Source organism: Streptomyces beihaiensis (assembly GCF_026274175.1).
Classification (GTDB): domain Bacteria; phylum Actinomycetota; class Actinomycetes; order Streptomycetales; family Streptomycetaceae; genus Streptomyces; species Streptomyces beihaiensis.
Window position 1 is genome coordinate 1 of sequence record NZ_JAPHNL010000293.1, and the last position, 25,207, is coordinate 25,207.

The window sequence follows — 25,207 nt, forward strand, 5'->3', positions numbered from 1 at the left end:
GTCCTGGCCGGGCGCCGCCCCGCCCTGCTGCACGCGGCGGACCTGGACCCCGCCGCGGTGCGCTGCGCTCGGCGCAACCTGGAGCCGCTCGGCGGTCAGGTCCACGAGGGCGATCTGTACGAGGCGCTGCCCGACGGCCTCGCCGGACGGATCGACGTCCTCGTCGCCAACGGCCCGTACGTGCCCACGCACGACGTGCCCCTGCTGCCCCCCGAGGCCCGCGACCACGAGCGGCGCATGGCCCTGGACGGCGGTGCCGACGGCCTCGACATCCTGCGCCAAGTGGCCGAGGCCGCGCCGCGCTGGCTGGCGCCGGGCGGACACCTCTTCGTGGAGACCAGCGAGCGCCAGGCGCAGGCGGCGCTTCGTGTGCTCCGTGGCGCGGGGCTGGGCGCACGTGCGGCGCACGACGAGGACCTGTACGCGACGGTCGTGACCGGGAGCCGTCCCGCGGCGGGCTGACTCATGACGTCACGGCAGGCGGTCGCGTACGCGAGTCGCATATGTGTGCAGGCCCGCGGGCCTGCACACATATGACTGCTGGATCTTGCTTCTCTCGCTGGAATCGCCTCTGGGTTCTAGGTGTGGCTCTCGCGTTTGCTCTTCATCGCGACGCCCAGGCACAGAAGGCCGAGCAGGCAGGTCAGACCGCCGATGATGGCGTTGCTGATGATGATGCCCTTGTCGGGGCCGCCACCCGAGGAAACCACCCACGGGGCGATGACGAGCCAGACGCCCATCACGCACATGCCCCAGCTCAGGCCGTACATGCGCGCGGGCATGACCGTGAACCCGAGCCCCAGGAGCCCGACCGAGATGCCTACGATCAGGTTCACGGTCGTGAGCGCGGGCTGAGTGCTGTTGAAGTGCACCACCCAAGGGGAGATGGCGCAGTACAGGCCGGTCAGGAAGACCGGGCCGTCCACGAGAGGAACATCGCGGCCGCCCAGTACGCGGTCGTAGCGGTCCCGCATTTCGGTGACGTCGGGGTGACTGGTGATGTCAGCCCGCTGGTGTGAAACGTCGGCCATGGCAATCGACTCCTTCGTTGCGCTGAGTCCGACCGCATCTGCTGCGACCGAGCCGCCCGCTCGGACGGCAGGGCCGCTTACGTCCATTGTGCTCTTATTTAATCCTTATGTGCACCCATTTGTGTATCAATTTCCTTGCTCAAGGCGACCAGGTGCGTGTTGGGCCGCATCGCGGCCGCGGCGAGCTCGGCAACCTCCGCGACCACGACCCCCGCGTCCGCGAGCGCTCCCATCCCGTCGGCGCCCGCCACGAACGTGTCCGGCTCGCGCCACGCCGTCACCACCCGGCGCACCCCCGCGTCCACCATGAGCTGTGCGCAGGGCACGGGCCGTGACGCACGGTGGGTACAGGGCTCCAGGCTGCTGTACACGGTCCCCGAGGCCAGCCGCGGATCGCCCGCTTCGAGCTTGGCCAGCGCCGCCTCCTCCGCGTGCACCACCGGGTCGCCGCCCTCCCGCGAATGCCCGCGCGCCAGCTCGACGCCGTCCGCCCCCACCACCACCGCGCCCACGCTGAACGCCGTACGCGAAGGCGGGCAGTCCGCGGCCAGGTCGCAGGCGAGCCGTAGCCAGTGCCGGTCGGCGGCCGTGACCTCGCCCGAGGTACCCGGCACGGTCGGCGCGTACCGGGTCACCACCGTGTCGCCCAGCCGCTCCGTGGCCAGAAGCCGCATCCTGCCGCGCGGCCCGCCCGGATACGCGCCGGGACCGAACAGGCGTGGCGCGCCCGGCTCGCCGACCACCAGCGGGGCCACGGCGAGCCGGAGCTCGTCGGCGAGCCCCAGCTGCAGCAGTTGCGTGTGCACCCGCGCCCCGCCCTCGACCATCAGCCGCCGCACCCCGCGCGCCCCCAACTCGTCGAGGAGCGCCGCCCACTCGACGCGGGAGCCGAGCGGCACGACGGTCGCGGCGCCGCCCACGCGCGCGCGTACGAGCGCGGCGCCCGCGTCGGTGGTGCACACGAGGCGGCGCTCGCCCGTCGTCCAGAACGGGTCTTGCGGATCGAGGTCGCCGGACGCGCTCACCACCACCCGCAGCGGCTGCTCGGGCAGCCCTCGCGCCACCCGCTCGGCGCGCCGCCGCCCGGACCTGACGAGCAGCCGGGGCCGGTCGGCACGGAGCGTGCCCGCCCCCACCAGGATCGCGTCACTGGCCGCGCGCTCGGCGTCGACCTGGTCGAAGTCCTCGGGCCCTGACAGCAGCAGCCGCTCGGGCCCGGTGTCGTCCAGGCATCCGTCGAGCGACACGGCGGCGGACAACAAGACGTGCGGGCGGGGCATGACACCTCCGTGACCAGGCGGGACGTACCCCCCGACCCTACCGAGGCGCGGGCGGGGTGCCGTCGCCGAAGGGGCGCCCGCCGAGCCGTTCGCGCCCGTGCGGCGTCAGCCAGCCCGCCGGGTCGGGGCCCAGCGGCACGATCCCGGTCGGGTTGATGCCGCTGTGCACCAGGTAGTAGTGGCGCTTGATGTGGTCGAAGTCGACGGTGTCCCCGAAGCCCGGCGTCTGGTACAGGTCCCGCGCGTACGCCCACAGCACCGGGTCCTCGGTGAGCTTGTTGCGGTTGCACTTGAAGTGGCCGTGGTAGACGGCGTCGAAGCGCACCAGCGTGGTGAAGAGCCGGACGTCGGCCTCCGTGATGGTGTCGCCGACGAGGTACCGCCGGTCGCGCAGGCGGTCCGACAGCGCGTCGAGCCGCCCGAACAGGTCCCGGTACGCCTCCTCGTACGCTTCCTGGCTCGTCGCGAACCCGGCCCGGTACACCCCGTTGTTGACGTCCCGGTACACGTCGGCCATGACCGTGTCGATCTCGTCGCGCAGCGGCTCCGGATACAGGTCGGGCGCGCCCGGCCGGTGCAGCGCCGTCCACTCGGTCTCCAGGTCCAGCGTGATCTGCTGGTAGTCGTTGGTGACGAGCCTGCCCGAGGGCACGTCCACGATCGCGGGCACGCTCACCCCGCCCGGGTAGCCCGTCTCACGGGCGTCGTACGCCTCGCTCAGGTACCGGATGCCGAGCACCGGGTCCCGGCCGTCCTCGTCGAGCGTGAACCGCCAGCTGCGGTCGTCCTGGATCGGGTCGGCCACCGCGAGCGACAGGGCGTCCTCCAGGCCGAGCAGCCGCCGCACCACCAAAGAGCGGCTCGCCCACGGGCAGGCGTAGCTGACGACGAGCCGGTAGCGGCCCGCCTCCACCGGCCACCCGTCCCGCCCGTCGGCCGTGATCCGGTCGGCGAAGTGGCTGCGGGACCGTTTGAAGCTCTTCTTGCCGTACGCGGCGTTGCCGTTCACTGCTGTGTCCCTTCCGATGGCGGCCCCGCGGCCGGCGGCAGGGCATGGCGACACCCAGCCTGCCCGCGATCCACCACCCGCACCAACGGGTGGGCGGGACTGTGTCAGATCGTCCCGGCCCGCTCCCCGGCACCCCGCGACGCGACGCGCGGCGGCCACGCGCCGGGGACCAGCACCCCCGACGCGTAGGCACGGGCCACCAGCTCGGTGCGGTTGGCCGCGCCCCAGCGCTGCGACAGACGGCGCAGGTGGTACGTGACCCCGTCGGTGGTCAGGCCCGTCTCGCGCGCGGCCCGCGCCGTGGTGGCGCCCGCCGCGAGGAGTTCGAGGATGCGCTCCTCGGTGGGGTGCAGCGGGTGCGGCCGCTCGCGCGGGCCGGCCGGGGGCGGGGCGCTCTCGTCCGCGACGCGCAGCAGCACCAGCAGATCCGGCAGGCACTGCGGCCGGTCGCTGACCGGATCGACCATCAGTTCCCCGTAGCGCCGCACCCCGTCCGTCGCCCGCCAGGCCACCGACACGGTGTAGCGCGAGCGGCGCCGCAGCTTCAGCGCCTCCGCGATCCGGTCGACCTGGCTCTCGTCCAGCGGCGGGAACAGGGTCAGGATGTCGCGCCCCCTGAGCCGGCCCGCCGTCGTGTCCCACACGGCGGCCAGCGCGGCGTTGGCGAGCCGCACCGTCCCGTACGGATCGCAGACCGCGACCGGCATCGGGATCCGGTCGAACAGCGTCATCGCCCGATTGCGCCACACCACCGCGTCCCCGGAGTCCACCGCGTCACGCCTCCACCCGCTGTCGGTCGTCAACGGCCGGGCCGCAAGGCCCGCCCGCCGTCGCCGACTACACAATCATGTAGTGCCGTGGCGTCGGCCGCCGGGGCAGAAGGGTCAAGCTGGGGGCACCTGTCCGAACGCCCGACAGGCCCTGACGCCCTTCCGCGAAAGGCAGTTGCCCCACCGTGCCCGAATCCGCGCCGCGTACCTTGCCCGCCGCCGACCGCGTACCGCTGATCGACATCTCCGCCACCGGTCCGGGGCCCGCCCCGATGCAGCAGGCGATGGGCCTGATGCGCGAGCACGGCCCCGTTCTCGTGCGCCGCCTGCACGGCCGCGACGCCCTCTTCGTGGCCGACCTCGACCTGGTCACCGAACTCGCCGACGAGTCGCGCTTCACCAAGCACGTCGGCCCGGCCCTGCAGAACGTCCGCGAGTTCACCACGGACGGTTTGTTCACCGCCTACAACGACGAGCCGAACTGGGCGCGCGCCCACGACATCCTCATGCCCGCCTTCGCACTCGGCTCCATGCGCACCTACCACCCCGTCATGTACCGGGTGGCGCGCCGCCTCGTCGACAGCTGGGACCGCGCCGCCCACGACGGCCGCCCCGTCGACGTGCCCGGCGACATGACCCGGATGACGCTCGACACCATCGGCCTGGCCGGATTCGGCTACGACTTCGGATCGTTCACCAGCGTCGAACCGCACCCGTTCGTCGCGTCCATGGTGCGCTGCCTCGAATGGAGCATGACCCGCCTGGCCCGCACCCCGGGCACCGACCACTCCGCCGCGGACGCCGCGTTCCGCGCCGACGCCGACTACCTCGCCGGGGTGGTCGACGAGGTCATCACCGCCCGCTCCCAGGGCGACGCGCCCGGCGCCGACGACCTGCTCGGCCTGATGCTGACCGCCCGCCACCCCGGCGACGGTTCGGCCCTGGACACCGCCAACATCCGCAACCAGGTCATCACGTTCCTCATCGCCGGACACGAGACGACCTCCGGCGCCATGTCCTTCGCCCTGTACTACCTCGCCAAGCACCCCACCGCCCTCGACCTCGTACGCCGCGAAGTGGACGCCCTGTGGGGCGACACGGCGGACCCGGAGCCCGGCTTCGACGAGATCGGCAGGCTCACCTACACCCGGCAGGTGCTCAACGAGGCGCTGCGCCTGTGGCCCACGGCCCCCGCGTTCAGCCGCGAGGCGCGCGAGGACACGCTGCTCGGCGGGCGCATCCCGGTCCGGGCGGGACAGGGCATCACCGTGCTGACGCCGATCCTGCACCGTCAGCCGGTGTGGGGCGACAACCCCGAGCACTTCGATCCGGGCCGGTTCACGCCCGAGGCCGAAGCGGCCCGCTCCGCCCACGCCTTCAAGCCGTTCGGCACCGGCGAACGCGCCTGCATCGGGCGGCAGTTCGCGCTCCACGAGGCCACCATGCTGCTCGCCATGCTGGTCCACCGCTACCGGCTGCGCGACCACGCCGACCACCGCCTCACGGTGAAGGAGACCCTCACCATGAAGCCGGACGGTTTCACCCTCACCCTCGCTCCGCGCACCCCGGCGGACCGCCGCCACACGCCGCTGCCCGGCCACACCGCCGGCGCCGACCGGACCGCCGAGGACAGCGCCCTCCCGGTCCGCGTCCGCCCCGGCACCCGTGCCCTGTTCCTGCACGGCAGCAACTACGGAACCTGCCGTGACCTGGCCGCCCGGCTCGCCGACGAGGCCGCCGAACTCGGCTGCGCCACCGACATCGCGCCGCTCGACGCTCACGCGGACGACGCCCTGCCCACCGACCGACCGGTGATCGTGGTCGCCGCCTCCTACAACGGCCGCCCCACCGACGACGCCGCCCGGTTCGTGGCGAGCCTCGACACGGCGTCCAGGGGCGCGGACGGCGTCACGTACGCGGTTCTCGGCGTCGGCGACCGCAACTGGGCCGCCACCTACCAGCACGTGCCCACCCACATCGACGACCGGCTCGCCGCGCTCGGCGCCGAGAGGCTGTGCGAACGCGCCGCCGCCGACGCCTCCGGCGACCTGGGCGGCACCGTGCGCACGTTCACGGCACGGCTGCGCACCGCCCTGCTCGAACGCTACGGCGACCCCGACGCCACCGGCGAGGCGCCCGAGCCGACATCCGCGTACGAGATCCGTGAGATCACCGGCGGGCCGCTGGACGCCGTCGCCCGGCGGTACGAGCTCACCGGGATGACCGTCACCGAGGCCCGCGACCTCACCGCGGCAGGCCATCCCCGCACCAAGCGGTTCCTGCGGATCGCGCTGCCCGACGGGGTGAGCTACCGGACGGGCGACCACCTCACCGTGCTGCCCGCCCACGAGGACGCCCTGGTCGACCGGGCGCTCGCCGCGTTCGGCGTGGACGGGCGGACCGTCCTCGACATCAGGGCGGCGCGTCCGCGTCGTGACCGGATCGCCGTCGACCGCCCGCTGACCGGACGTGAACTGCTCAAGCACCACGTCGAGGTGCAGCACCGTCCGGGCGACGGCGACGCCGCACGACTCGCCGAGATCGACCCGTGCCCACCCGAGGCCGCCGCGCTGCGCGCACTGCCCGCCGACGACCCGCGCACCTTCCTGGAACTGGTCGAGGACCATCCGGCGCTGCGCGAGTCACTCGACTGGCCGACACTGCTCGACCTGCTGCCACCCCTGAAGCCCCGTCACTACTCGATCTCCTCCACCCCGGTGCGGCTGCCGGGCCACGTGGAGCTGATGGTGTCGGTGCTCGACGCGCCCGCCGCCTCCGGTGACGGTCGCTACCGCGGTACCGGCTCGACGTACCTGGCCGGGCTGCGCCCCGGCGACAGCGTGCTCGGCCGCATCCAGCCGTGCCGCGAGGTCTTCCGCGTCGGGCACGAGACACCCGAACCGGTGATCATGATCGCGGCGGGCACCGGACTCGCTCCGTTCCGCGGGGTGCTGACCGAACGCGCCGAGCGGGCGCGGCAGGGCGTCCCGCAGCCGCCCGCCCTGCTCTACTTCGGCTGCGACCACCCCGAGCGCGACTTCCTGCACGCAGACGAGCTGCGCGCGGCGGACGCCGCCGGCGCGCTCTCGCTGCGGCCCGTCTTCAGCGACGCCCCCGTCGACGGACACGCGTTCGTCCAGCACCGCATCGCCGCGGAGGCCGCGGAGGTCGGCCGGTTGCTCGACGCCGGGGCCCGTGTGTACGTGTGCGGGGACGGTGCGCGGATGGCGCCGGGGGTACGGGCCGCGCTGCGCTCCCTGTACCAGGAGCGGACACCGGGGGCGGACGCCGAAGAGGCTGAGAAGTGGCTCGCCGGCCTGGTGGCCGACGGCCGCTACGTCGAGGACGTGTACGGGGGCTGAACACGCCGCGTGGCGGCGGCCCGTGACAGAGGGTCGCCGCCCGAATAGCGGGATGGCCGAACCGGGGACAGAATCAGCGATATGTCCTTTCTGTCCGCGGGAGTGACGTGGCTCGGACTCGGCCTGACGGTCGGTACGGCCGCATTGGTGACCTACGGTCTCGCCGCACTGCCCTGTTCGGCGACGGTCCGGCGGGAGGACGCCGAGCTGGTCTGCCGGCCGGCCCGGCGGACGGCTCTCGGGCTGGCGGCCGTCGGGGCGGTGGCGCTGGTCGTGGGCACCGTGTTCCTGGTCCTGGGCCTGATGGACTTCGGCTGACCCGCGTCGGCCGGTGCCCGTCAGTCCAGGGCGAGTTCGGGCCGGTACAGGTCGAGCCAGACGGCCAGGTCCAGGGCGCGTTCGAGCCCTCGGCGCGAGGCCTGCGTGATCTGCGGCGTCTCCCGGTGGGCGGCGCGCGCCAGGCGCGCGTGGTCGACCAGGTCGAAGACCCGGTGCGAGGGGTTCGACAGCAGCTCCTTGACGTGGTCCTGGAGCGCGACGGCGTACTTCGGGTCCTGGGTCGAGGGGTAGGGGCTCTTGATCCGCTCGTACACCGAACGGGGGAGCACGTCGGCGGTCGCCTCGCGCAGCAGGCTCTTCTCCCTGCCGTCGAACGACTTCAGCGCCCACGGCGTGTTGTACACGTACTCGACGAGCCGGTGGTCGCAGAACGGGACCCGCACCTCGAGGCCGACGGCCATGCTCGCCCGGTCCTTGCGGTCGAGCAGGATGCGCACGAACCGGGTGAGGTGGAGGTGGCAGATGCGGCGCATCCGGTACTCGAAGTCGCTCTCGCCGTCCAGGCGCCGGATGCCGCGCGCCGCTCCGGCGTAGTTGTCCCGCACATAACCGGGAAGGTCGAGGCGGGCGTCGAGGTCGGGGCGGAGCACGTCCGCGTCGTCGCCGAAGTCCCGGCCCATGCGCACCAGCCAGGGGAACGTGTCGGCGCCGCGGGCCTCCTCGTCGAAGAACTGCAGATAGCCGCCGAACACCTCGTCCGCGGACTCGCCCGAGAGGGCGACCGTGGAGTGCTCACGGATGGCCCGGAACAGCAGATACAACGAGGCGTCCATGTCGCCGAACCCGGCGGGGATGTCGCGCGCCGTGATCACCCGGGCGCGCACCTCCGGGTCGGCGAGCGCCTGTACGTCGAGCACGATGTCCTGGTGCTCGGTGCCGGACGCGCGCGCCACGTCGTGCACGTACGGGGTGTCGGGCGTGCCGCGCAGCTGGTCGGCGACGAAGTTCTCGGCCTGCCCGGCGAAGTCGACGGCGAAGCTGCGCACCGTCTCGCCCTGCTCGGCCAGCTGCCGGGCCGCGATGGCCGTCATCGCCGAGGAGTCGAGGCCGCCGGAGAGCAGGGTGCAGCGCGGCACGTCGGAGACGAGCTGGCGCCGGACGATGTCGTCGAGCAGGCCGCGCACCGTGGCGATCGTCGTCTCGCGGTCGTCGGTGTGCTCCCGGGTCTCCAGGGTCCAGTAGGCTCGGCGCCGCAGCCCCGACCGGTCGACGGTGACCACGGTGCCGGGCTCGACCTCGTGCATCTTGTCCCAGATCGCGTGCCCCGGAGTCTTCACCATGGTGAACAGCTCCCGCAGTCCGTCGAGCGTGACGCGGGGCGCCGCCAGCGGGTTGGCGAGGATCGCCTTCGGCTCGGAACCGAACAGGACGCCGTCGGCGGTCTCGTGGAAGTAGAACGGCTTGATGCCCATGCGGTCGCGGATCATGAGGAGTTTGTCGACGCGGCCGTCCCACACCGCGAACGCGAACATGCCGTTGAGCCGCTCCGGCAGCCCCTCGCCCCACTCCAGGTAGCCGCGCAGCACCACCTCCGTGTCCGAGTCGGTCCTGAACGTGTGCCCGCGCGAGACGAGTTCGCGGCGCAGCTCGGTGTAGTTGTACGTCTCTCCCGAGTACACGAGGGCGACGGTGCCGCTCGGCGTCTGTGCCGTCATGGGCTGGCGGCCGCCCGGAAGGTCGATGATGGCGAGCCTGCGGTGACCGAGCGCCGCGGGGCCTTCGATCCAGGTGCCGCGGTCGTCCGGGCCGCGGCACTCCATGGTTGCGGTCATCGCGTCCACCGCGTCGGCCGCGCCGCGCAGGTCACGGTCGAAGGAGACCCAGCCGGTGATGCCACACATATGTGCTCCTCCTGCTCTTCGTTTCGCCGGTGCCGGCCGGTACGGCCGGGCCTGCTGCGAGGACGCAGGAGCGGGTGCCACGGAACCGAACCAGTTGTACACGGCATCTATGTGTCGAGCGTGTGACATGGCGGCGGTCGCGGTCAATGCGCCCGTGGCGCGGTGAAAGGTGTCCACCCTCGGCGTTTCGGCCGCGCGGGGCCGGGTGCCGCGGAGCGGCCCCCTTCGCGCACCCCGCGAGAGTCGGGCACGGGGAATAGGTAGCCTTGGGCAATCGATTTGATCCGGCCAACGGCAAAAATCTGATCAATCCTGCGTCGTGAGCGTTCCCTCGAAGGTCGCCGCCGCGAGCCCGAACGACAGGGTCATGCCGATCCCCGACGTCACCGACAGCGCCCGCACGCCCGGCGCCACGTCCCGCAGGAGCAGCGGCCCGCGGGTGCTGCTCGCGTACACGCCCTGCCAGCGCTGCGTGACCCGGACCTCGGGCACGCCGAGGACGCGCGCCACCTCGCGCAGCAACAGCCGCGACGTCGCCTCGTCCTGGAAGGGGGTCTCCGTGACGCCGTACGCGTGCGAATCGCCGGCCAGGAGCGAGCCGTCGGGCAGGCGAGTGAACATCACATTGGCGACGATGTTCAGCAACTCCGGGCTGTGGGCGGCGACTTCGGCCCGCAGTCGGCCGGCGGACGGCATCGCCGTGAACGCGTCGTAGCGCAGCATCGACGTCGCCGAAAGCACCGCCGCGTCCGTACGCAGCGGCCCGGGCGCCTCGACGCGCGCCATGGACAGGCGGCACCGCTCGACGCCGTGCGCCTCGGCCTCGCGCGGGTGGAGCCGGTCCAGGTCATGGCCGACGCACAGCAGGATCCGCTCGCCGTGGACCGGGCCGCGGCTGGTGTGGACGGTGCCCGGCTCGGTGCCGACGACGTTCGTGCCCCACGTGATGTGCACGCCGGGCTGCCGTGCCAGCCAGTCGGCGGGCCGCGGCGCCGCACGCCGCGGGTCGACCCGCAGGTCGGCGGGGAGCAGGGCGCCGCCCACCAGGTCCTCGCGTGCGTCGGTCGCGCGCCCCAGCGCCTCGGCCACCTCGTCACGGGTGCGCAGCCGCACCGCGTCCGCGCCGCGCTCCTCGCGCAGCTCCTCGAGGACCGCCAGCTCCGTCGCCGAGCGCGCCACCACCAGTGCGCCCGCCTCCGAGAGCCACAGGCCGGCGCGCGCGGCGGCGTCCAGCCATCCGGAGCGCGACCGCAGCGCGAGCTCCAGCTGGGAGCCGCGCTGGGCGGTGACGCAACAGTGCCCGAAGTTGCGCACGGACGCCCCCACCGATCGGTGGTCCCGCTCGACGACCGTCACGCCCAGACCGCGCCGCACCGCTTCGAAGGCGTGGGCGAGCCCGATGATCCCGGCTCCCACCACGACGAGATCGCTGCGCCCGCGCGGCAGGTCGGCAAAGGAGGCGGGCGAAGAGGCCGCGGCGGAGGGCGTTGTGGCGATGCTCATGACGCCCACCCTGAAGGTCGCCGGTCACCGGCCAGTTGACCCGCGAGCAGCTCGAACGGCACCCGCACACCCACGTGGTGGAGAGCGTGGCAGAGATCCCCGACCTGCCCGAGACGGCTCTGCCCGGGTCCGGCCTCGGCGAGCGGCTCAGCTGAGCGCGGCGTCCACGATGGCCTGGGCCTCGCGCTGCACCTGCGCCAGGTGCTCGGCGCCGTGGAACGACTCGGCGTAGATCTTGTACACGTCCTCCGTGCCGCTGGGCCGCGCCGCGAACCACGCGTTCTCGGTGGTCACCTTCACGCCGCCGATCGGCGCGCCGTTGCCCGGCGCCTCGGTCAGCCGCGCCGTGATCGGCTCACCGGCCAGGGTGTCCGCGGTGATCGCCGCGCCGGTCAGCTTCGCCAGGCGGGCCTTCTGCTCCTTGGACGCCTTGGCGTCGATCCGCGCGTACGCGGCGCCCGACGCGTCGTGCTCGGCGGCGAGTTCGGCGTAGTACTGCGAGGGCGTGCGACCGCTCACCGCGGTGATCTCGGCGGCGAGCAGCGCCAGCAGGATGCCGTCCTTGTCGGTGGTCCACACGCTCCCGTCGTGCCGCACGAAGCTGGCCCCGGCGCTCTCCTCGCCGCCGAACGCCACCGACCCGTCGACCAGGCCCGGCACGAACCACTTGAATCCCACGGGCACTTCGACCAGGTTCCGGCCGAGCGAGGCGGCCACCTTGTCGATCACGGCGCTCGACACGAGGGTCTTGCCGATCGCGGCCGATCCGGCCCATCGCGGCCGGTGCGTGAAGAGATAGTGGATCGCCACGGCCAGATAGTGGTTCGGGTTCATCAGACCCGCGTCCGGGGTGACGATGCCGTGCCGGTCGGCGTCGGCGTCGTTGCCGGTCAGCAGGTCGAAGTCGTGGCGGCGGGCGAGGACCGAGGCCATGGCGGGCGCGGACGACGGGTCCATCCGGATCTTCCCGTCCCAGTCGAGCGTCATGAACCGCCAGGTCGGATCCGTCTTCGGGTTCACCACGGTCAGGTCGAGCCCGTACCGCTCGGCGATCCGCTCCCAGTAGTGCACGCTCGCCCCGCCCAGCGGGTCCGCGCCGACCCGCACGCCCGCACGCCGGACAGCCGCGATGTCGACGATGTTCTCCAGGTCCTCGACGTAGCGCTCACGGAAGTCGTAGGGCTCCGGGGCGGGGGAGCCGGCGGTGCGCGGCGTCCAACTCGGGTCGGCGAGCAGCTCGTTGGCGCGCTGCGCGATCCACGCGGTGGCGGTGGAGTCGGCGGGGCCGCCGTGCGGCGGGTTGTACTTGAAGCCTCCGTCGCGCGGGGGGTTGTGGCTGGGCGTGATCACGATGCCGTCGGCGCGCGTGGCGTCCGTGTCGTTCTTGTCGCGGTTCCGGCGCAGGATCGCGTGGCTGAGCGCGGGCGTCGGCACGAAGTCGTCGTGGGCGTCGGCAAGGACGCGCACGCCGTGCGCCGCGAGGACGGCGAGGGCCGTTCCCAGCGCGGGCCGGGACAGCGCGTGCGTGTCGGGGCCGATGAACAGCGGGCCTGTGATGCCCTCGGCCGTGCGGTGCTCGACGATGGCCTGGGTGATGGCGGCGATGTGCTTCTCGTTGAAGGCGCCGTCGAGGCTGGAGCCCCGATGGCCGCTCGTGCCGAAGACGACGCGCTGTTCGGGGCGCGTGACGTCGGGCTGCCTCGTGTAGTACGCCTCGATGAGCCCGTCGACGTCGACGAGGTCCTCCGGGCGTGCGGGAGTTCCGGCGCGGTCAGTCATGGCAGCAGTTTCCCATCCGCGGCTGTGCGGCGGCGGTGGGGCCGGGCGCCCGGCGCGGACTGTGGTAGGTCCGCCGGCGCCCGGCCCCACCGGCCCGGCCCACGGATCAGGCCGACGTCTCGCCCTTTTCGCCTGCCGAGACGATCGCCGCGAGCACCGAACCGACGTACTGCTCGGCCGCGTCCTTGGTGATGCCGAGGTCGGTGAGGGTGCCCGAACCGTTCTCGTGCTCCAGGAGCGCGAGCAGGATGTGCTCGGTGCCGACGTAGTTGTGGCCCAGGCGCAGCGCTTCCCGGAACGTCAGCTCCAGCGCCTTCTTGGCGTCGGCGTCGAAGGGCACCAGGGCCGGCATGTCGTCGGACGCCGCCGGCAGCGCCGCGGTGGCCGACTGCCGCACGGTGTCCAGGAGCACGTTCTGCGCGAGGATCGCCTTGGCGGCGAGCCCCTGCGGCTCCTGCAGCAGCCCCAGCGCCAGGTGTGCCGGGGTGATGCTGGCGTTGTTCGCGGCGCGGGCCTCGTTCTGCGCCGCCACCACCACGTTGCGCGCGCGGTCGGTGTAGCGGCTGAACCCCTGGCTGGGGTCGATCTCGGTCTCGGACCCCTTGGGCACGAAGCGCTTCTGCGCGGCCTGGCGGGTCACGCCCATGCTCTTGCCGATCTCGGTCCAGGAGGCCCCGGAGCGGCGGGCCTGGTCGACGAAGTGGCCGATGAGGTGATCGGCGACGTCCCCCAGGTGGTCCGCGGCGATGACGGCGTCCTGGAGCTGGTCGAGCGCATCGGTGTGGACCTTCTTGATCGCGGCGATCAGGTCGTCGAGGCGTACGGAACTGGTGATGCCGACTGGATTCGTCATGAGGCAACCTTAGGTTGACACCGCGCGAGTGTCAACGTCAAGTTGACAGTACCGCGGGGCGACGGCGGAAACGGACCGGTCCGCCGCGGGTGGCCCGAACCGCGGCGCCCGGTGCGTAGGCTTCAGGTGCCGGTCAGGTCCCAGGTGGTGACGGAGGAGTGAGAGCGATGCCCGGTGTCCACGTGTCCCTCGCGGACGTTCTCGGCGGAGCCGACCCCTCCGCGACCGGCGCGCTGTGGCGTCTGGAAGGGGCGGCGCGGCAACTCGACGCCAACGTGATCCGGCGCCCTCCCGGCTCCCGCGGCACCCCGCACGTCGAGCCCGACCTCGACGTGCTCGTCGTGGTCGTCGAGGGCGGCGGCACTCTCCACCGGGCGGGCGGCGACGCGGAGTTGACCGCGGGGAACCTGGCCTTCGTGCCCCGTGGCGAACAGCGCGCGATCAGCGCCGGACCCGACGGGCTCGTCTACGTCACCGCCCACCGCAGGCGGCCGGGCATGACCATCGCGAACGCGGCCGCGCGGGCCGTCACGGAGGGCGGCGAGGCGCCCTGCCTGCTGCCGCGCGTGTGCCAGGAGTGCGGGCGGGTGAGCGAGGACTCCACGGCGCTGTACTGCGGGCGCTGCGGAACCCGGCTGCCGACGCAGACTTCCGGTCGTCATCAGGGCTGAGCGATCAAGCCAACCGGGCCCGCCCTGAGGCCCGGCGCCCGCCTGCGGTAAGGGCCGTGGCGCCACCCTCCCGTCACATCTCGCCACTGATTCAACACGAAAGGTTACCGAAATCCGGGGGTGCGGGATGAGATTCCCCCGTGTTCCCGGCAGACTCGGCGCCGCGGCTGCCGCCTGTTCCCGTGACGGCCGCCAGGGAGGGGAAGCACCACCCGAGGGAGCCCGTGTGTGTGGGGCACACGGGCTCCCGTGGTCCCGTGCTCCCCGTGCGCGCCGCGCGGCGCGCCGGCGGCGGCCTGGTTACGGTTGCCCGCATGGCCGACTACCGTATCGAGACCGTCCGCAACGGCGAACGTGACTGGACCGCCCGCAACGACCGGGGCGCGCAGGTCCGCATCGCCGCCGCCGACGACCCGGACGCACAGCCTTCCTTCACCCCGGTCGAACTCCTGCTCGCCGCGCTCGGGGGGTGCGGCGGCCTCGTCGTCGACCGCACCGCCCGCACCGTCGACCACGACGGGCTGCGCATCGTCGTCGAGTCCGCGTCCAGGCCGGAGGACGACGGGCGCGTCGGCGTGCTCCGCGTCAGCTACGAGCTCGAACTGCCCGAGGGCGACACCGGCGCCGCCGCGGCCCTCGAACGCGGTATCCGGCTCACGCACGAGAAGTACTGCACGGTCAGCCGCACCGTGGAACACGGTGCCCGCGTCGAGGTCAAGGGGCCCGACGCGACGGTGCTGTTCCTCGGCGGGTGAGGCCCGACGGGAGCGGCGCGAGCGACGCCGCCGCGTCACAGCAGGCCGCGAAGATACGCGGCCTGCCCCACGTGCTGCAGGTCGTCCGCGAGCACGCTCACCAGACGGACCCCGAGTGAGACCGGCGGGTCCCACCGCTCGTCCACGATCCGGTCCAGGTCCTTGTCGGTGAGCGCGCCGAGGAAGCCGAGCGTCTGCTCGTGCACGGCGTCGTAGTAGCCGACCAGCAAGGCGCCCGAGGCGACCTTCACCCGGCCGACCTGACGGGACGTGTGTCCGTAGCCGGTGTCGGCCGCCGGGAGACCGAGCCCGAAGCGCTCCGCCCACCCCTGTGCCGTCCAGACCTGTTCGAGACCGGCGGCGTCGGCGACATGATCGTCCTGAACGCGCGTGAGATGCCAGATCAACCAGGTGACGGAATTCGCGTCCTTTGCCGGACGCGTATGCAAATGCTCGACGGAGAGCCCGTCGACGGCGGCATGGACTTCTTCCTGAACACGGCTGTAACCGTCGATGAGAAGGTCGTGTGAACGCATGGATTGCAGTGTTGTCGCACCGCTGCGATCCGGCCACCGGGCGACCCGAATATGCCTCCACTCTGGCGTGAATGCCATGGTGACAGTGCGTCGCACGGGCCGATACTCGACGGGTGGGACGCATGAATGGCGTTCACCGGACCGGGCCGTGACCAGTACGGGCCACCGGCTGACCGCCACTCCATGGCGCGACGCAATGGGGGAGAGCGTGCACGACGAATTCCTGTGCCATGTGACAGCGTACGGAATATGCGGCGGGCAGCGTGTCGGCGTCCCGCTCGGGACCTACCGCGCCCCCACCCTCCCGCTCGCCCTGTGGTGGCTGCGCGATCGCGCCACATGGATCGCCGAACGCCTGGACCCGAGCCCGGACCTGCCACACGTGCCGCGCGGCGCGCTCGCCCCGGTCGCCGACGACACCCCCGACGTACCCGCGGAGCTCCGTGCCTGGTGCGCGGACGCCGCGGGCCAGGAACGCGTCGCCGAACAGCTGGCCGGCGGCCGGCTCGTACGCGTCGCCACGAGCGACGACACCACCGAGTACGAACTGCTCGCCGAGTCCGTCGACGCGGTCCGCATGGCCCGCACGGTGCCCCGCGGCCGCCACCCGCTGCACGCCACCGCCTGACGCCCGCCGGGCGTGACGGGCGCTACAGGACTGCAATGCGCCGAGCCGGGTATCAGCAGCCTGCGGGAACCTTCCCGCGCAAGCCGTCGGGCAGGAAAGACACACGGATGAGCGAGTACGTGAACGGGATCGGGGCAGTGATCCCACGCAGCTGCGACACACCTGTCGAACCGCTGCGTCGCGCGACTCACTACTCCGGCGAGCCGGGCTGCACGGCGCGGGCCCGGACGTTCACCGAGGGGTTCCTGGCCCAGCTGCGCCACGAATGGTGCGTGCCGGTCGACGCCCGGTGCGCCGGCGAGGTCATGCTCGTCGTCAGCGAACTGGTCACCAACGCCGAACGGCACAGCCCCGGCCCGTACGTCCTCGATCTGGAGGGCACCGACCGGCACGTCACCGTCACCGTCTACGACAGCAGTGCCACGGAGCCGCTGCGCCACCCCAGGGACCCGGCGCGCATCGGCGGCCACGGCCTGGAGATCGTGGACGCGCTGGCCGAACTCACCGTGGAACGCGTCCCCGTCGGCAAGCGCGTCCGCGCGGTCCTTGCCGTGCGGGCGTAGCGCCCTTGCCGTAACCGCAGACGCTCTTGAGCAGCCCTTTGCGCGCCGCGCCGTCCGAAATCTGACACTTATAGGCTTATCGGCCCTACGGTGCGGTGGAGTCAGTTGTCCGTGGGGGGACGCACAACGCGCCCTCGCACGGCGCGGGTTGGGATGCGCATGAGTGACATCAGCCGTCGGAGCGCGGCACGCCTCGGCCTGGGCGTCAGTCTCGGAGCCGCGGCCGCGACGCTCGCCGGATGCGGGACGGGCGAGCACCGGAGCAGACCTCCGGCCGGCCCGGGGCACCGCCCCGACCGTGGCGCGGCGGGCGCGAAGCAGGCCCTGCCCCGCCTCATCGGCGACGGCTCCACCGCCTACACCGGCATGCAGCCGAATCAGCCCGCCGCGCCGCGGAAGCTGGAACCGGGGGAGCAGCCGCCACAGTTCGTCATCTTCTCCTGGGACGGCGCCGGGGAAGTCGGCAACGGCCTCTACCCGCGCTTTCTCAAGCTCGCCAAAGAACACGACGCCCATATGACGTTCTTCCTCTCCGGCCTCTACCTGCTGCCCGAGAGCAAGAAGCGCCTGTACCGGCCCCCGAACAATCCCGTGGGCTCCTCCGCGATCGACTTCCTCACCGACGACCACGTCAAGCTGACCCTCAAGTACACGCGCCAGGCATGGCTGGACGGGCACGAGGTCGGCACGCACTTCAACGGCCACTTCTGCGACGGCAGCGGCTCCGTCGCCCACTGGACCCCCGCGCAGTGGCGCAGCGAGATCGAACAGGCCAAGACCTTCGTCAAGACCTGGCGCACCAACACCGGCTGGCACGACCATCCGTCACTGCCCTTCGACTACGACAAGGAACTCGTCGGCAGCCGCACGCCGTGCCTGCTGGGCCAGAAGAACCTGCTGCCCACCGCACGCGAGCTGGGCTGGCGCTACGACGCCTCCTCGCCGGGCGGCGTCCAGCGCTGGCCCAGGAAGAACCAGGGCCTGTGGGACCTGCCGTTGCAGGGCATCCCGTTCCCCGGGCACCGCTTCGAGGTCCTGTCCATGGACTACAACATCCTCGCCAACCAGTCGAAGAACTCCACCCGCGCCCCGTCCTACAACTACCCGGCCTGGCGCACCCAGGCCACCAAGTCCTACCTGGCGGGCTTCCAGCGCGCCTACGACACCAACCGCGCCCCCCTGTTCATCGGCAACCACTTCGAGGAGTGGAACGGCGGCATCTACATGGACGCCGTCGAGCAGACGCTCAAACAGATCGCGCAAAAGAAGGACGTCCGGCTCGTCTCGTTCAAGCAGTTCGTCGACTGGCTCGACGCCCAGGACCCCGCCGTCCTCGCCAAGCTGCGCTCCCTTCAGGTCGGCCAGCGCCCGCCCGGCGGCTGGTCCGCCTACCTGCGACCCGCCGCGAAGGCCAAGGGCGCCGCGGGAAAGCGCGCCTAGTCGGGCAGGATTCGGTCATCGGGGCCGTCGGCCACGACCTGCGCGAGCAGCAACCGGAGACGAGGAGGCGGCCCCATGCCCCGGCCCATCACCGCGGGAGTGGACGGATCACCCGAAAGCGCGGCCGCGGCCGCCTGGGCGGCGCGCGAGGCGGTGCGGCGCGGACTGCCGCTGCGCCTGGTGCACGTCGGAGAACCGGCCCCCGAGGGGTTGGCGCTCGCCGCCGACGAGGCTGCCCAGGCCCGGTGGGCGCGCGACCTGCTCGCCGGCACCGAGCGGGAGCTGAGCGCACGCCACCCGCGTCTGAGTATCGCCACACAGGCGCACGACGACGGCGCCGCCGACACCCTCGTGGCCGAGGCCCACGACGCGGAACTGCTCGCGCTCGGCTCGCGCGGCCACGGCGCGCTCGTCGGCTTCCTGCTCGGATCGGTCGGGCAGCGGGTCGTCGCCGCGGCCGAACGCCCGGTGGTCCTGGTCCGCTCCGACGACGAGGCCGGAGCCGAGGCGGCGGGGCGCGATGTCGTCGTCGGCCAGGAGGGCGACCCGCAGGACAGCGCCGCCGTCCTGGAGTTCGCCTTCCGCACCGCCGCCGCCCGCCGGGCCCGGCTGCGGGCCGTGCGCGCCTGGAGCCTGCCGCCCGTCTTCGCCTACAGCCCGGCCTCGCTCGAACTCCTCGACGAGGCGGGCGGCATGGAACCCCAAGAGAAGCGGGCCCTCGCCCTGGCGCTCGCACCATGGCGCGAACGCTTCCCCGACGTGCCCGTCATCGAGCACGTGGAGATCGGCAGCGCGGGACAGGTGCTGCTCTCCGTCGCGCCCCCGGCACAGCTCCTCGTCGTCGGCCGACGCGCCCGCCGCACCGCCGTGGGCGCCCGCATCGGTTCCGTCGCCCATGCGGTGCTCCACCACAGCTCCTGCCCGGTCGCGGTGGTGCCGCACGGCTGAACCACACGCCCGCCACCGCCCGCCGGGCCGTCATTCCTCGCCGTCGGCGAGGGACACCGCGCCCACCGGACAGGCCCGCACCGCCTCCTTCACGGCCGCCTGCCCGGCGGCCGTCTCGGCCCGGCCGGGAAGGATCTCGCTGAGCCCGTCGTCATCCTGCGTGAAGACGTCAGGGGCGGTCAGGGCGCACATCCCCGCGCCCACACAGCGCCCCTTGTCGATCTCGATCCGCACGGCGCTCACCAGGCCACGGGCAGTTCGACCATGCCCTGGAGCGTGTCGCCGGGCTTGAACGGGATCTCGTCGGCCGGCGCCGCGAGCCGCAGCCCCGGGAAACGCGAGAAGAGACCGTCCAGCGCGATCTCCAGCTCCGCGCGGGCGAGGTTCTGGCCCAGACACTGGTGCACGCCGAACCCGAACGCCACATGATGGCGCGCCGAACGTTCCCAGTCGAGCGTGTCCGGGCCCGCGAACGCGTCCTCGTCACGGTTGATGAGCGACGTCGCGACGACGACCCCCTCACCCGCGCGGATCGTGGCCCCGGCCACCTCGATGTCCTCGGTCGCCACGCGCAGCAGACCGTCCGCGATCGACAGGAAACGCAGCAGCTCCTCCACCACGACCGCCGTCGTCGTGCGGCCCGAGCGCAGCGCCCGGAGCTGTTCGGGGTGGTTGAGCAGCGTGAACGTACCGAGCGAGATCATGTTCGCCGTCGTCTCGTGCCCCGCGACGAGCAGGATCAACGCGAACGAGACCAGCTCCGCACGTTCCAGCGGCCCCTCGGGCCGGTCCCGGTGGATCAGCTCGTCGAGCAGCCCCTCACCCGGATCCGTACGCTTGCGGTCGATCAACTCTCCCAGGTACGCCTCGAGTTCGTCCCTCGCGCGCTCCACGTCCGCCGCCCCGGGGCCGCGCAGCAGCCGTCGCGAACAGTCCTCGAAGAGCTCGTGATCGGCGTACGGAACACCGAGCAGCGCGCAGATCACCATCGAGGGCACCGGCAGCGCGAACGCGCCGACGAGCTCCGCGGGAGGGCCCTCGCGCTCCATCGCGTCGAGCAGCCGGTCCACCGTGCGCCGCACGCTCGGGCGCAGCGAGGCGATCCGCTTGAGGGAGAAGCTCGGGATCAGCATCCGGCGCTGGGCGTTGTGCTCCGGATCGTCGACGCCGAGCAGCGCCACGGTGCGCTTCCTGATCACGTCGAACCGTTCGGACGGCGCCGGGAAGCCCGGCATCGTCCGGTCGGTCGACAGGCGCGGATCACTGAGCAGCTCACGGGCGAGGGCGTGCCCCGTGACCGCCCAGACCGGGCGGCCGTCGTACAGCGCGACACGGGTGAGCGGACCTTCGGTCCGCAGGGGCGCGTAGGAAGCGGGTGGGTGGTAGGGACAGCCGCGGTCCTGCGGGAAGGAGACCGAGGGCGAGCCGGGGGCGTCGAGGGAGCGGATGGAGCCGAAAGACGCGGGGGCGTCGGAAGAGTTCGCAGGGGCGGAGGAGGCCGAAGGGGCGGAAGAGTCGGAGAGGCGGGAGACGGCGGAACGGTTCATGGATCGGATCGCCTCGCAAGTACTCGGTGACACACGTGCCGGGAGCGTGCCGCTGCACGCTCCTCACCATGGGATGCCCCCGCCCCCGCGACGGTCCACGACGAGACCGGCCAGTTCCTGCGGAAAGGCTAGTGGCCGAAGCCGTTCGCAAAGGCGTACTACCCGCCCCGGGACGCCGAGGTCGCGGCCGTTCGAGCGGCCGCCGGCGGTCGCGCACTCCCTCCCGCGACGGCCGGAAGGCGCCACGAGCGCGACGCGATCCGAACCGTCCGACTCCACCCCGAAAAGCGTCCCACCGGCGAAAATCCGGATGCGTGAGTGGAAAGCGTGCCCGTAGGGTCCCCCGCGTGGAACCCCTCAGCGACAAACAGATCCGCTCGTCCTTCGTGAACTGCACCAAGGGCGAGGCCCAGCGCATGCGGCTGCCGCTCGACTTCGCCGACCTCCCCTGGGAGGACCTCGACTTCCTCGGCTGGGTCGACCCCGGCGCCCCGCTCCGCGCCCACCTGGTCCGCCCCACCCCCGACGGGCCGCTCGGCATCACCCTGCGCGTACCGGCCACCTCGCGCACCAGCGCCATCAAGTCCAGCCTGTGCCAGATCTGCCTGACCGGGCACGCCGCGTCCGGCGTGTCCCTGCTGGCGGCCCCGCTCGCCGGGGCCCGCGGCCGCGACGGCAACACGGTCGGCCTGTACGTCTGTGCCGACCTGGCCTGCTCCCTTTACCTGCGCGGCAAGCGGCAGCCGAAGCTGCGCGGAGGGCGGCCCGACGAGTCCGTGTCCGTCGAGGACCGTATCGCCCGCGCGATGGCCAACCTGGACGCGTTCACCACCAGGATCCAGGCGGGCTGACCCGACACGCGCTTGAGCCTCCCCTTACGTCAGGCTGCACGCTGTACGCCGACGAAAGGGCACGGCCATGCAGTACTCGATCGGGGAACTCTCCGCGGCCGCCGGGGTGACGGTGCGTACCCTGCACCACTACGACAGCACCGGGTTGCTGTCGCCCGGCGGCCGCAGCCCGGCAGGCTACCGCCGCTACGGCGATGCCGACCTGGCCCGGCTGCGGCAGATCCTCTTCTACCGGGAGCTCGGCTTCCCGCTGGAGGAGATCGCCGCCATCCTGCACGAGCCGGACACCGAGGTCCTCGACCACTTGAGGGCCCGGCGCCGCCGCCTGAGCGAGCAGATCGAGCGCCTCGCCCATCTGGTCGAGATGACCGACCGCGCCATCGACGTCCAGCGCACCGGCGTACGGCTCACGGCGGAGGAACGCAGTGAGGTCTTCGGTGAGATCTCCTTCGACCTCAGCTACGCCACCGAGTCCGACCTGCGGCGCCGGGACACCGAGGGCCACCGCACCGCGATGGCGCGTGCGGCGGCCCACACCAAGGACGACTGGCGCGTCCTGATGCGGGAGTCCGCCGCCTGGCGCCGAGACCTCATCGCCGCCCACGACGACGGGTGCCCCGTCGACAGCGAGCAAGCCATGGACGTAGCCGAGGAACACCGCCGCCACACCGCCCGCTGGTTCACGCCGTGCCCGCCCGCCATGCACGTCCGTATCGCCGACGACTTCGTCCGCGACCCGCGAGCCTTCGCCCTGGTCGTTCCGCCGTCCCAGCAGCGCCCCGGCCTCGCCGCCTACCTCAGGGACGCGATCAGGGCCAACGCCGACCGCGCGGACGCCGACCCGGACACACCTTCAGGGAGCACACCGTGAAAATCGTCATCGCCGCCGCGGGCTCACGCGGCGACATCGCCCCGTACACCGGCCTCGGCGTGGGTCTCAGCGCCGCCGGGCACGCCGTCGCCATCGCCACCCAGGACGAGTTCGCCCCCATGGTGCACGCGGCGGGCCTCGCTCACCGCCCGCTGCCCGCCGACCGACGCCCCGGCCCAGGAGCCGGGCCCGTCCCCGGCCGCCGTGAACTGATGCGCACGGCCGCCAGGTTCGCGGCCCAGCTCGCCCGCGGCCTGCCCGACGCCGTGGGGCAGGGTACCGACCTGCTGCTGCTGTCCGCCACCACGACGCCCCTGGGCCCGCACCTCACCGAGGCCACCGGCATCCCCGCGCTCGGCGTCCACCTCCAGCCGAACGCGCCGACCCGCGCCTTCCCGCCGGCCGTCACCGGCGTTCGCTCCCTGGGCGGCCCGGCCAACCGCGCCCTGGGCGCCTTCGCCCTGCGCACCGTCGACCGCATCTACGCCCCCGCCGTACGTGACCTGCGCGAGCGACTCGGCCTGCCACGCGCCACCGGTGCACAGGCGCGGCGCCGGAGCGAGGCCGCTGGCCGACCGGTGCTGCACGGCTTCAGCACGGCGCTGGTCCCGCGACCGGCCGACTGGCGTCCGGAGCTGGAGATCGTCGGAACCTGGTGGCCGCATGTCGCCGAGCCCCGACTGCCGTACACCGTCGAGGAGTTCCTGGCCTCGGGGCCGCGCCCGGTGCTCGTGACGTTCGGCAGCATGGCGGCGGGCCAGGGGGAGCGGCTGAGCGAACTCGTCGTGGCGGCGCTGCGCAGGGCGGGGCTGCGCGGCATCCTCCAAAGCGGTGCGGCGTCGCTGGCCGCGCGGGCCGACGGAATCCTCACCGTCGGTGACCTGCCGCACGAGCTGCTGATGCCGCGCGTGGCGGCGGTCGTGCACCATGCGGGCGCGGGCACCGCGGCGGCGGCACGCGCCGGAGCGCCGTCGGTACCGGTGCCGGTCACCGCCGACCAGCCGTTCTGGGCCCGCCGCCTCGCCCTGGCCGGCGCGGCGACCGAGCCGATTCCGCTGCGGCAGCTGACCGTGGAGCGCCTGGCACACGCCCTGCGCGAGACGCCCGGCCTGCCGGGCCCGCGCGCGATCGCCGATCGCATGGCGAGCGAGGACGGCGTGGGCGCCGTGGTCAAGGCGGTGGAACGCCTCCCGCTGTGACCGTCGGCTCCGGACCGAGGGGGACGCGCAGGGCGAGGATGGCCATGTCGTCGTGGCCGTCGCTGGGGTGGCGGTCGGCCAGCGTGTTCACGAACTGCTGCAGAGGCAGGCCGACATGGGCCGCGGCGAGTTCGGCGAGTTCGGCCAGGCCCTCGTCGACCGACCGGGCGGGGTCCTCGATCAGTCCGTCGGTGAAGAAGACCACGGTGGCGCCCAGGGGCAGGGGGCGGGTGTGGTCGGGCCGGTGTTCTTCGGCGTTGACCGCGAGCGGAAGGCCGGGCTCGGCGTGCAGGTATTCCGTGTGGTGGTCGGTGATGAGGAGCGGCGGGAGGTGCCCGGCCGTGCTCCAGTGCAGCGTCCAGCCGTCTTCCCTGGGTTCGATGCGGGCCAGGCAGGCGGTAGTGACGGGCAGGTCGGTGATGGCGTGCAGAGTGCGGTCGAGTTGGTGCAGCACGGAGCTGGGTGGGGTGAGGCGGTCGAACAGCAGGGCCCGCAGCATGCTGCGGGTCTGGGCCATGGCGGCGGCCGCGCGCAGATCATGGCCGATGACGTCGCCGATGACGACCGCGCACGCGTCGTCGGGCAGCCAGATCGCGTCGTACCAGTCTCCGCCGAGATGTCCGGGGGTGGCGGCGGGCCGGTAGACGGCCGCACCGGTGAAGGGGCGCAGGTCGGGCAGGGTGGGCAGGAGCAGCCGCTGGAAGTGTTCGGCGCTGTCGCGGACCTGCTCGAACAGGCGGACGTTCTCGACCGCGATACCGGCGGCGCCGGCCAAAGTGATGATCATGGCCTCGTCGTCGCGGTCGAAGGGCTGCCCGTCCCGGCGCTCGGAGAGGTACAGATCGCCGTAGATGGTGCCGCGGACGCTGACGGCGACGCCGAGCAGGGTGCGCATGTGCGGGTGCCCGGGAGGGAACCCGGCGGAGGCGGGGTGGTCGGCGATGTCGTCGATGCGCAACGGCTCCGGGTGGTGGATCAGGTGACCCAGTACTCCGCGTCCCCGGGGGAACTCGATGCCGGCCAGGTCGGCGCGCTCGGACTCCGACAGACCGGCGGTCACGAACTCCGTCAGGAACTCGCCGGACTCGTCCAGCACGCCGAGCGCCCCGTAGCGGGCACCGACCATGTCCATGGCGGTGGTGACGATACGGCGCAGCACCGCCGACAGGTCGGTCTCCCGGCTGATGGCCAGCACCGCGTCGAGCAGCCCCTGCAACCGCTCCTTGGCCCCGGCCAGCTCACTCAGCTGTGCGGCGATCTCGTCCAGCTGGCGATCCAGACGCAACTGCAGATCGATGCGCGGCGGCTCAGGCGGTTCGGGCGTTGTGCTCATCACGCAGGCCCGACGGTTCTGGAGGCTGTCCGGCGGATCAGGTCGGACTCGGTCGACCGCGCCGATCGGTGCTGCTGGGCGGGGTCCGGTGTACTCCG

The 25,207-nt window shown here is 72.6% G+C and carries 23 protein-coding genes and 1 pseudogene; 12 read left to right on the top strand and 12 right to left on the bottom strand.

Going from position 1 to position 25,207, the window contains the following annotated elements:
* Nucleotides 1-462: pseudogene (locus OFY01_RS25570) on the top strand (putative protein N(5)-glutamine methyltransferase); the annotation flags it as partial.
* Between the two features lie 116 nt (nucleotides 463-578).
* Here the strand turns inward: OFY01_RS25570 and OFY01_RS25575 are convergent.
* The 4 genes from OFY01_RS25575 to OFY01_RS25590 all read right to left on the bottom strand — a co-directional run bounded on the left by OFY01_RS25575 (nucleotide 579) and on the right by OFY01_RS25590 (nucleotide 4,051).
* Complete coding sequence (locus tag OFY01_RS25575; RefSeq protein ID WP_266603700.1) at nucleotides 579-1,031, bottom strand: SPW repeat protein; 453 nt, start codon at nucleotides 1,029-1,031, stop codon at nucleotides 579-581.
* A gap of 98 nt (nucleotides 1,032-1,129) precedes the next feature.
* On the bottom strand, nucleotides 1,130-2,311 hold the full coding sequence (locus tag OFY01_RS25580) for a dihydrofolate reductase family protein (RefSeq protein ID WP_266603702.1): 1,182 nt from the start codon (nucleotides 2,309-2,311) through the stop codon (nucleotides 1,130-1,132).
* A 37-nt stretch (nucleotides 2,312-2,348) separates the two neighbouring features.
* Nucleotides 2,349-3,320, bottom strand: a complete 972-nt coding sequence (locus OFY01_RS25585) for a glutathione S-transferase family protein (protein ID WP_266603704.1) — start codon at nucleotides 3,318-3,320, stop codon at nucleotides 2,349-2,351.
* Nucleotides 3,321-3,424: 104 nt separating this feature from the next.
* Nucleotides 3,425-4,051, bottom strand: coding sequence for a PAS domain-containing protein (locus OFY01_RS25590; protein ID WP_266603759.1), 627 nt, complete (start codon nucleotides 4,049-4,051; stop codon nucleotides 3,425-3,427).
* A 224-nt stretch (nucleotides 4,052-4,275) separates the two neighbouring features.
* Between OFY01_RS25590 and OFY01_RS25595 the strand changes: the two genes are divergently transcribed.
* Nucleotides 4,276-7,452, top strand: a complete 3,177-nt coding sequence (locus OFY01_RS25595; RefSeq protein ID WP_266603706.1) for a cytochrome P450 — start codon at nucleotides 4,276-4,278, stop codon at nucleotides 7,450-7,452.
* An 81-nt stretch (nucleotides 7,453-7,533) separates the two neighbouring features.
* Nucleotides 7,534-7,770 (top strand): hypothetical protein, encoded by a 237-nt coding sequence (locus tag OFY01_RS25600; RefSeq protein WP_266603708.1) that lies wholly within the window; start codon nucleotides 7,534-7,536, stop codon nucleotides 7,768-7,770.
* 20 nt (nucleotides 7,771-7,790) lie between these two features.
* Here the strand turns inward: OFY01_RS25600 and asnB are convergent, their stop codons facing one another.
* The 4 genes from asnB to OFY01_RS25620 form a co-directional block, all read right to left on the bottom strand.
* Nucleotides 7,791-9,632 (bottom strand): asparagine synthase (glutamine-hydrolyzing), encoded by a 1,842-nt coding sequence (asnB, locus tag OFY01_RS25605; RefSeq protein ID WP_266603710.1) that lies wholly within the window; start codon nucleotides 9,630-9,632, stop codon nucleotides 7,791-7,793.
* Nucleotides 9,633-9,938: 306 nt separating this feature from the next.
* A complete protein-coding gene (locus OFY01_RS25610; RefSeq protein ID WP_266603712.1) occupies nucleotides 9,939-11,135 on the bottom strand; it encodes a TIGR03364 family FAD-dependent oxidoreductase in 1,197 nt (398 codons plus the stop codon).
* Nucleotides 11,136-11,282: 147 nt separating this feature from the next.
* Nucleotides 11,283-12,914 (bottom strand): phosphoglucomutase (alpha-D-glucose-1,6-bisphosphate-dependent), encoded by a 1,632-nt coding sequence (pgm, locus tag OFY01_RS25615; protein ID WP_266603714.1) that lies wholly within the window; start codon nucleotides 12,912-12,914, stop codon nucleotides 11,283-11,285.
* 106 nt (nucleotides 12,915-13,020) lie between these two features.
* Complete coding sequence (locus OFY01_RS25620) at nucleotides 13,021-13,767, bottom strand: Clp protease N-terminal domain-containing protein (RefSeq protein WP_266603716.1); 747 nt, start codon at nucleotides 13,765-13,767, stop codon at nucleotides 13,021-13,023.
* A gap of 167 nt (nucleotides 13,768-13,934) precedes the next feature.
* Here OFY01_RS25620 and OFY01_RS25625 point away from each other — a divergent pair, with 167 nt between their 5' ends.
* Complete coding sequence (locus OFY01_RS25625; protein WP_266603718.1) at nucleotides 13,935-14,438, top strand: cupin domain-containing protein; 504 nt, start codon at nucleotides 13,935-13,937, stop codon at nucleotides 14,436-14,438.
* Nucleotides 14,439-14,752: 314 nt separating this feature from the next.
* Entirely contained in the window at nucleotides 14,753-15,193 is a 441-nt protein-coding gene (locus OFY01_RS25630; protein WP_266603720.1) for an OsmC family protein, read from the top strand.
* Between the two features lie 35 nt (nucleotides 15,194-15,228).
* On the opposite strand, the gene OFY01_RS25635 is transcribed toward OFY01_RS25630, so the two are convergent.
* Nucleotides 15,229-15,729 (bottom strand): mycothiol transferase, encoded by a 501-nt coding sequence (locus tag OFY01_RS25635; protein ID WP_266603722.1) that lies wholly within the window; start codon nucleotides 15,727-15,729, stop codon nucleotides 15,229-15,231.
* A 208-nt stretch (nucleotides 15,730-15,937) separates the two neighbouring features.
* Between OFY01_RS25635 and OFY01_RS25640 the strand changes: the two genes are divergently transcribed.
* The 4 genes from OFY01_RS25640 (at nucleotide 15,938) to OFY01_RS25655 (ending at nucleotide 19,308) form a co-directional block, all read left to right on the top strand.
* Nucleotides 15,938-16,357, top strand: coding sequence for a hypothetical protein (locus OFY01_RS25640; protein WP_266603724.1), 420 nt, complete (start codon nucleotides 15,938-15,940; stop codon nucleotides 16,355-16,357).
* Between the two features lie 107 nt (nucleotides 16,358-16,464).
* Nucleotides 16,465-16,920, top strand: coding sequence for an ATP-binding protein (locus OFY01_RS25645; RefSeq protein WP_266603726.1), 456 nt, complete (start codon nucleotides 16,465-16,467; stop codon nucleotides 16,918-16,920).
* Nucleotides 16,921-17,079: 159 nt separating this feature from the next.
* Nucleotides 17,080-18,360, top strand: coding sequence for a polysaccharide deacetylase family protein (locus OFY01_RS25650; protein ID WP_266603728.1), 1,281 nt, complete (start codon nucleotides 17,080-17,082; stop codon nucleotides 18,358-18,360).
* A gap of 75 nt (nucleotides 18,361-18,435) precedes the next feature.
* On the top strand, nucleotides 18,436-19,308 hold the full coding sequence (locus OFY01_RS25655; RefSeq protein WP_266603730.1) for a universal stress protein: 873 nt from the start codon (nucleotides 18,436-18,438) through the stop codon (nucleotides 19,306-19,308).
* A 30-nt stretch (nucleotides 19,309-19,338) separates the two neighbouring features.
* On the opposite strand, the gene OFY01_RS25660 is transcribed toward OFY01_RS25655, so the two are convergent.
* A complete protein-coding gene (locus OFY01_RS25660) occupies nucleotides 19,339-19,551 on the bottom strand; it encodes a ferredoxin (RefSeq protein ID WP_266603732.1) in 213 nt (70 codons plus the stop codon).
* The gene (locus OFY01_RS25665; protein ID WP_266603733.1) at nucleotides 19,548-20,855 is read right to left on the bottom strand and encodes a cytochrome P450; all 1,308 of its coding nucleotides are present in this window, start codon (nucleotides 20,853-20,855) and stop codon (nucleotides 19,548-19,550) included. Before OFY01_RS25665 ends, OFY01_RS25660 begins: the two co-directional genes overlap by 4 nt.
* Before the next feature lie 347 nt (nucleotides 20,856-21,202).
* Between OFY01_RS25665 and OFY01_RS25670 the strand changes: the two genes are divergently transcribed.
* The 3 genes from OFY01_RS25670 (at nucleotide 21,203) to OFY01_RS25680 (ending at nucleotide 23,776) form a co-directional block, all read left to right on the top strand.
* Nucleotides 21,203-21,706 (top strand): FBP domain-containing protein, encoded by a 504-nt coding sequence (locus tag OFY01_RS25670; protein ID WP_266603735.1) that lies wholly within the window; start codon nucleotides 21,203-21,205, stop codon nucleotides 21,704-21,706.
* Nucleotides 21,707-21,773: 67 nt separating this feature from the next.
* Nucleotides 21,774-22,577, top strand: a complete 804-nt coding sequence (locus tag OFY01_RS25675) for a MerR family transcriptional regulator (RefSeq protein ID WP_266603737.1) — start codon at nucleotides 21,774-21,776, stop codon at nucleotides 22,575-22,577.
* Nucleotides 22,574-23,776, top strand: coding sequence for a glycosyltransferase (locus tag OFY01_RS25680; protein ID WP_266603739.1), 1,203 nt, complete (start codon nucleotides 22,574-22,576; stop codon nucleotides 23,774-23,776). The genes OFY01_RS25675 and OFY01_RS25680 overlap by 4 nt, the downstream gene beginning before the upstream one ends.
* On the opposite strand, the gene OFY01_RS25685 is transcribed toward OFY01_RS25680, so the two are convergent.
* The gene (locus tag OFY01_RS25685; protein WP_266603741.1) at nucleotides 23,748-25,109 is read right to left on the bottom strand and encodes a PP2C family protein-serine/threonine phosphatase; all 1,362 of its coding nucleotides are present in this window, start codon (nucleotides 25,107-25,109) and stop codon (nucleotides 23,748-23,750) included. The genes OFY01_RS25680 and OFY01_RS25685 overlap by 29 nt on opposite strands.
* Between the last annotated feature and the right edge of the window lie 98 nt (nucleotides 25,110-25,207).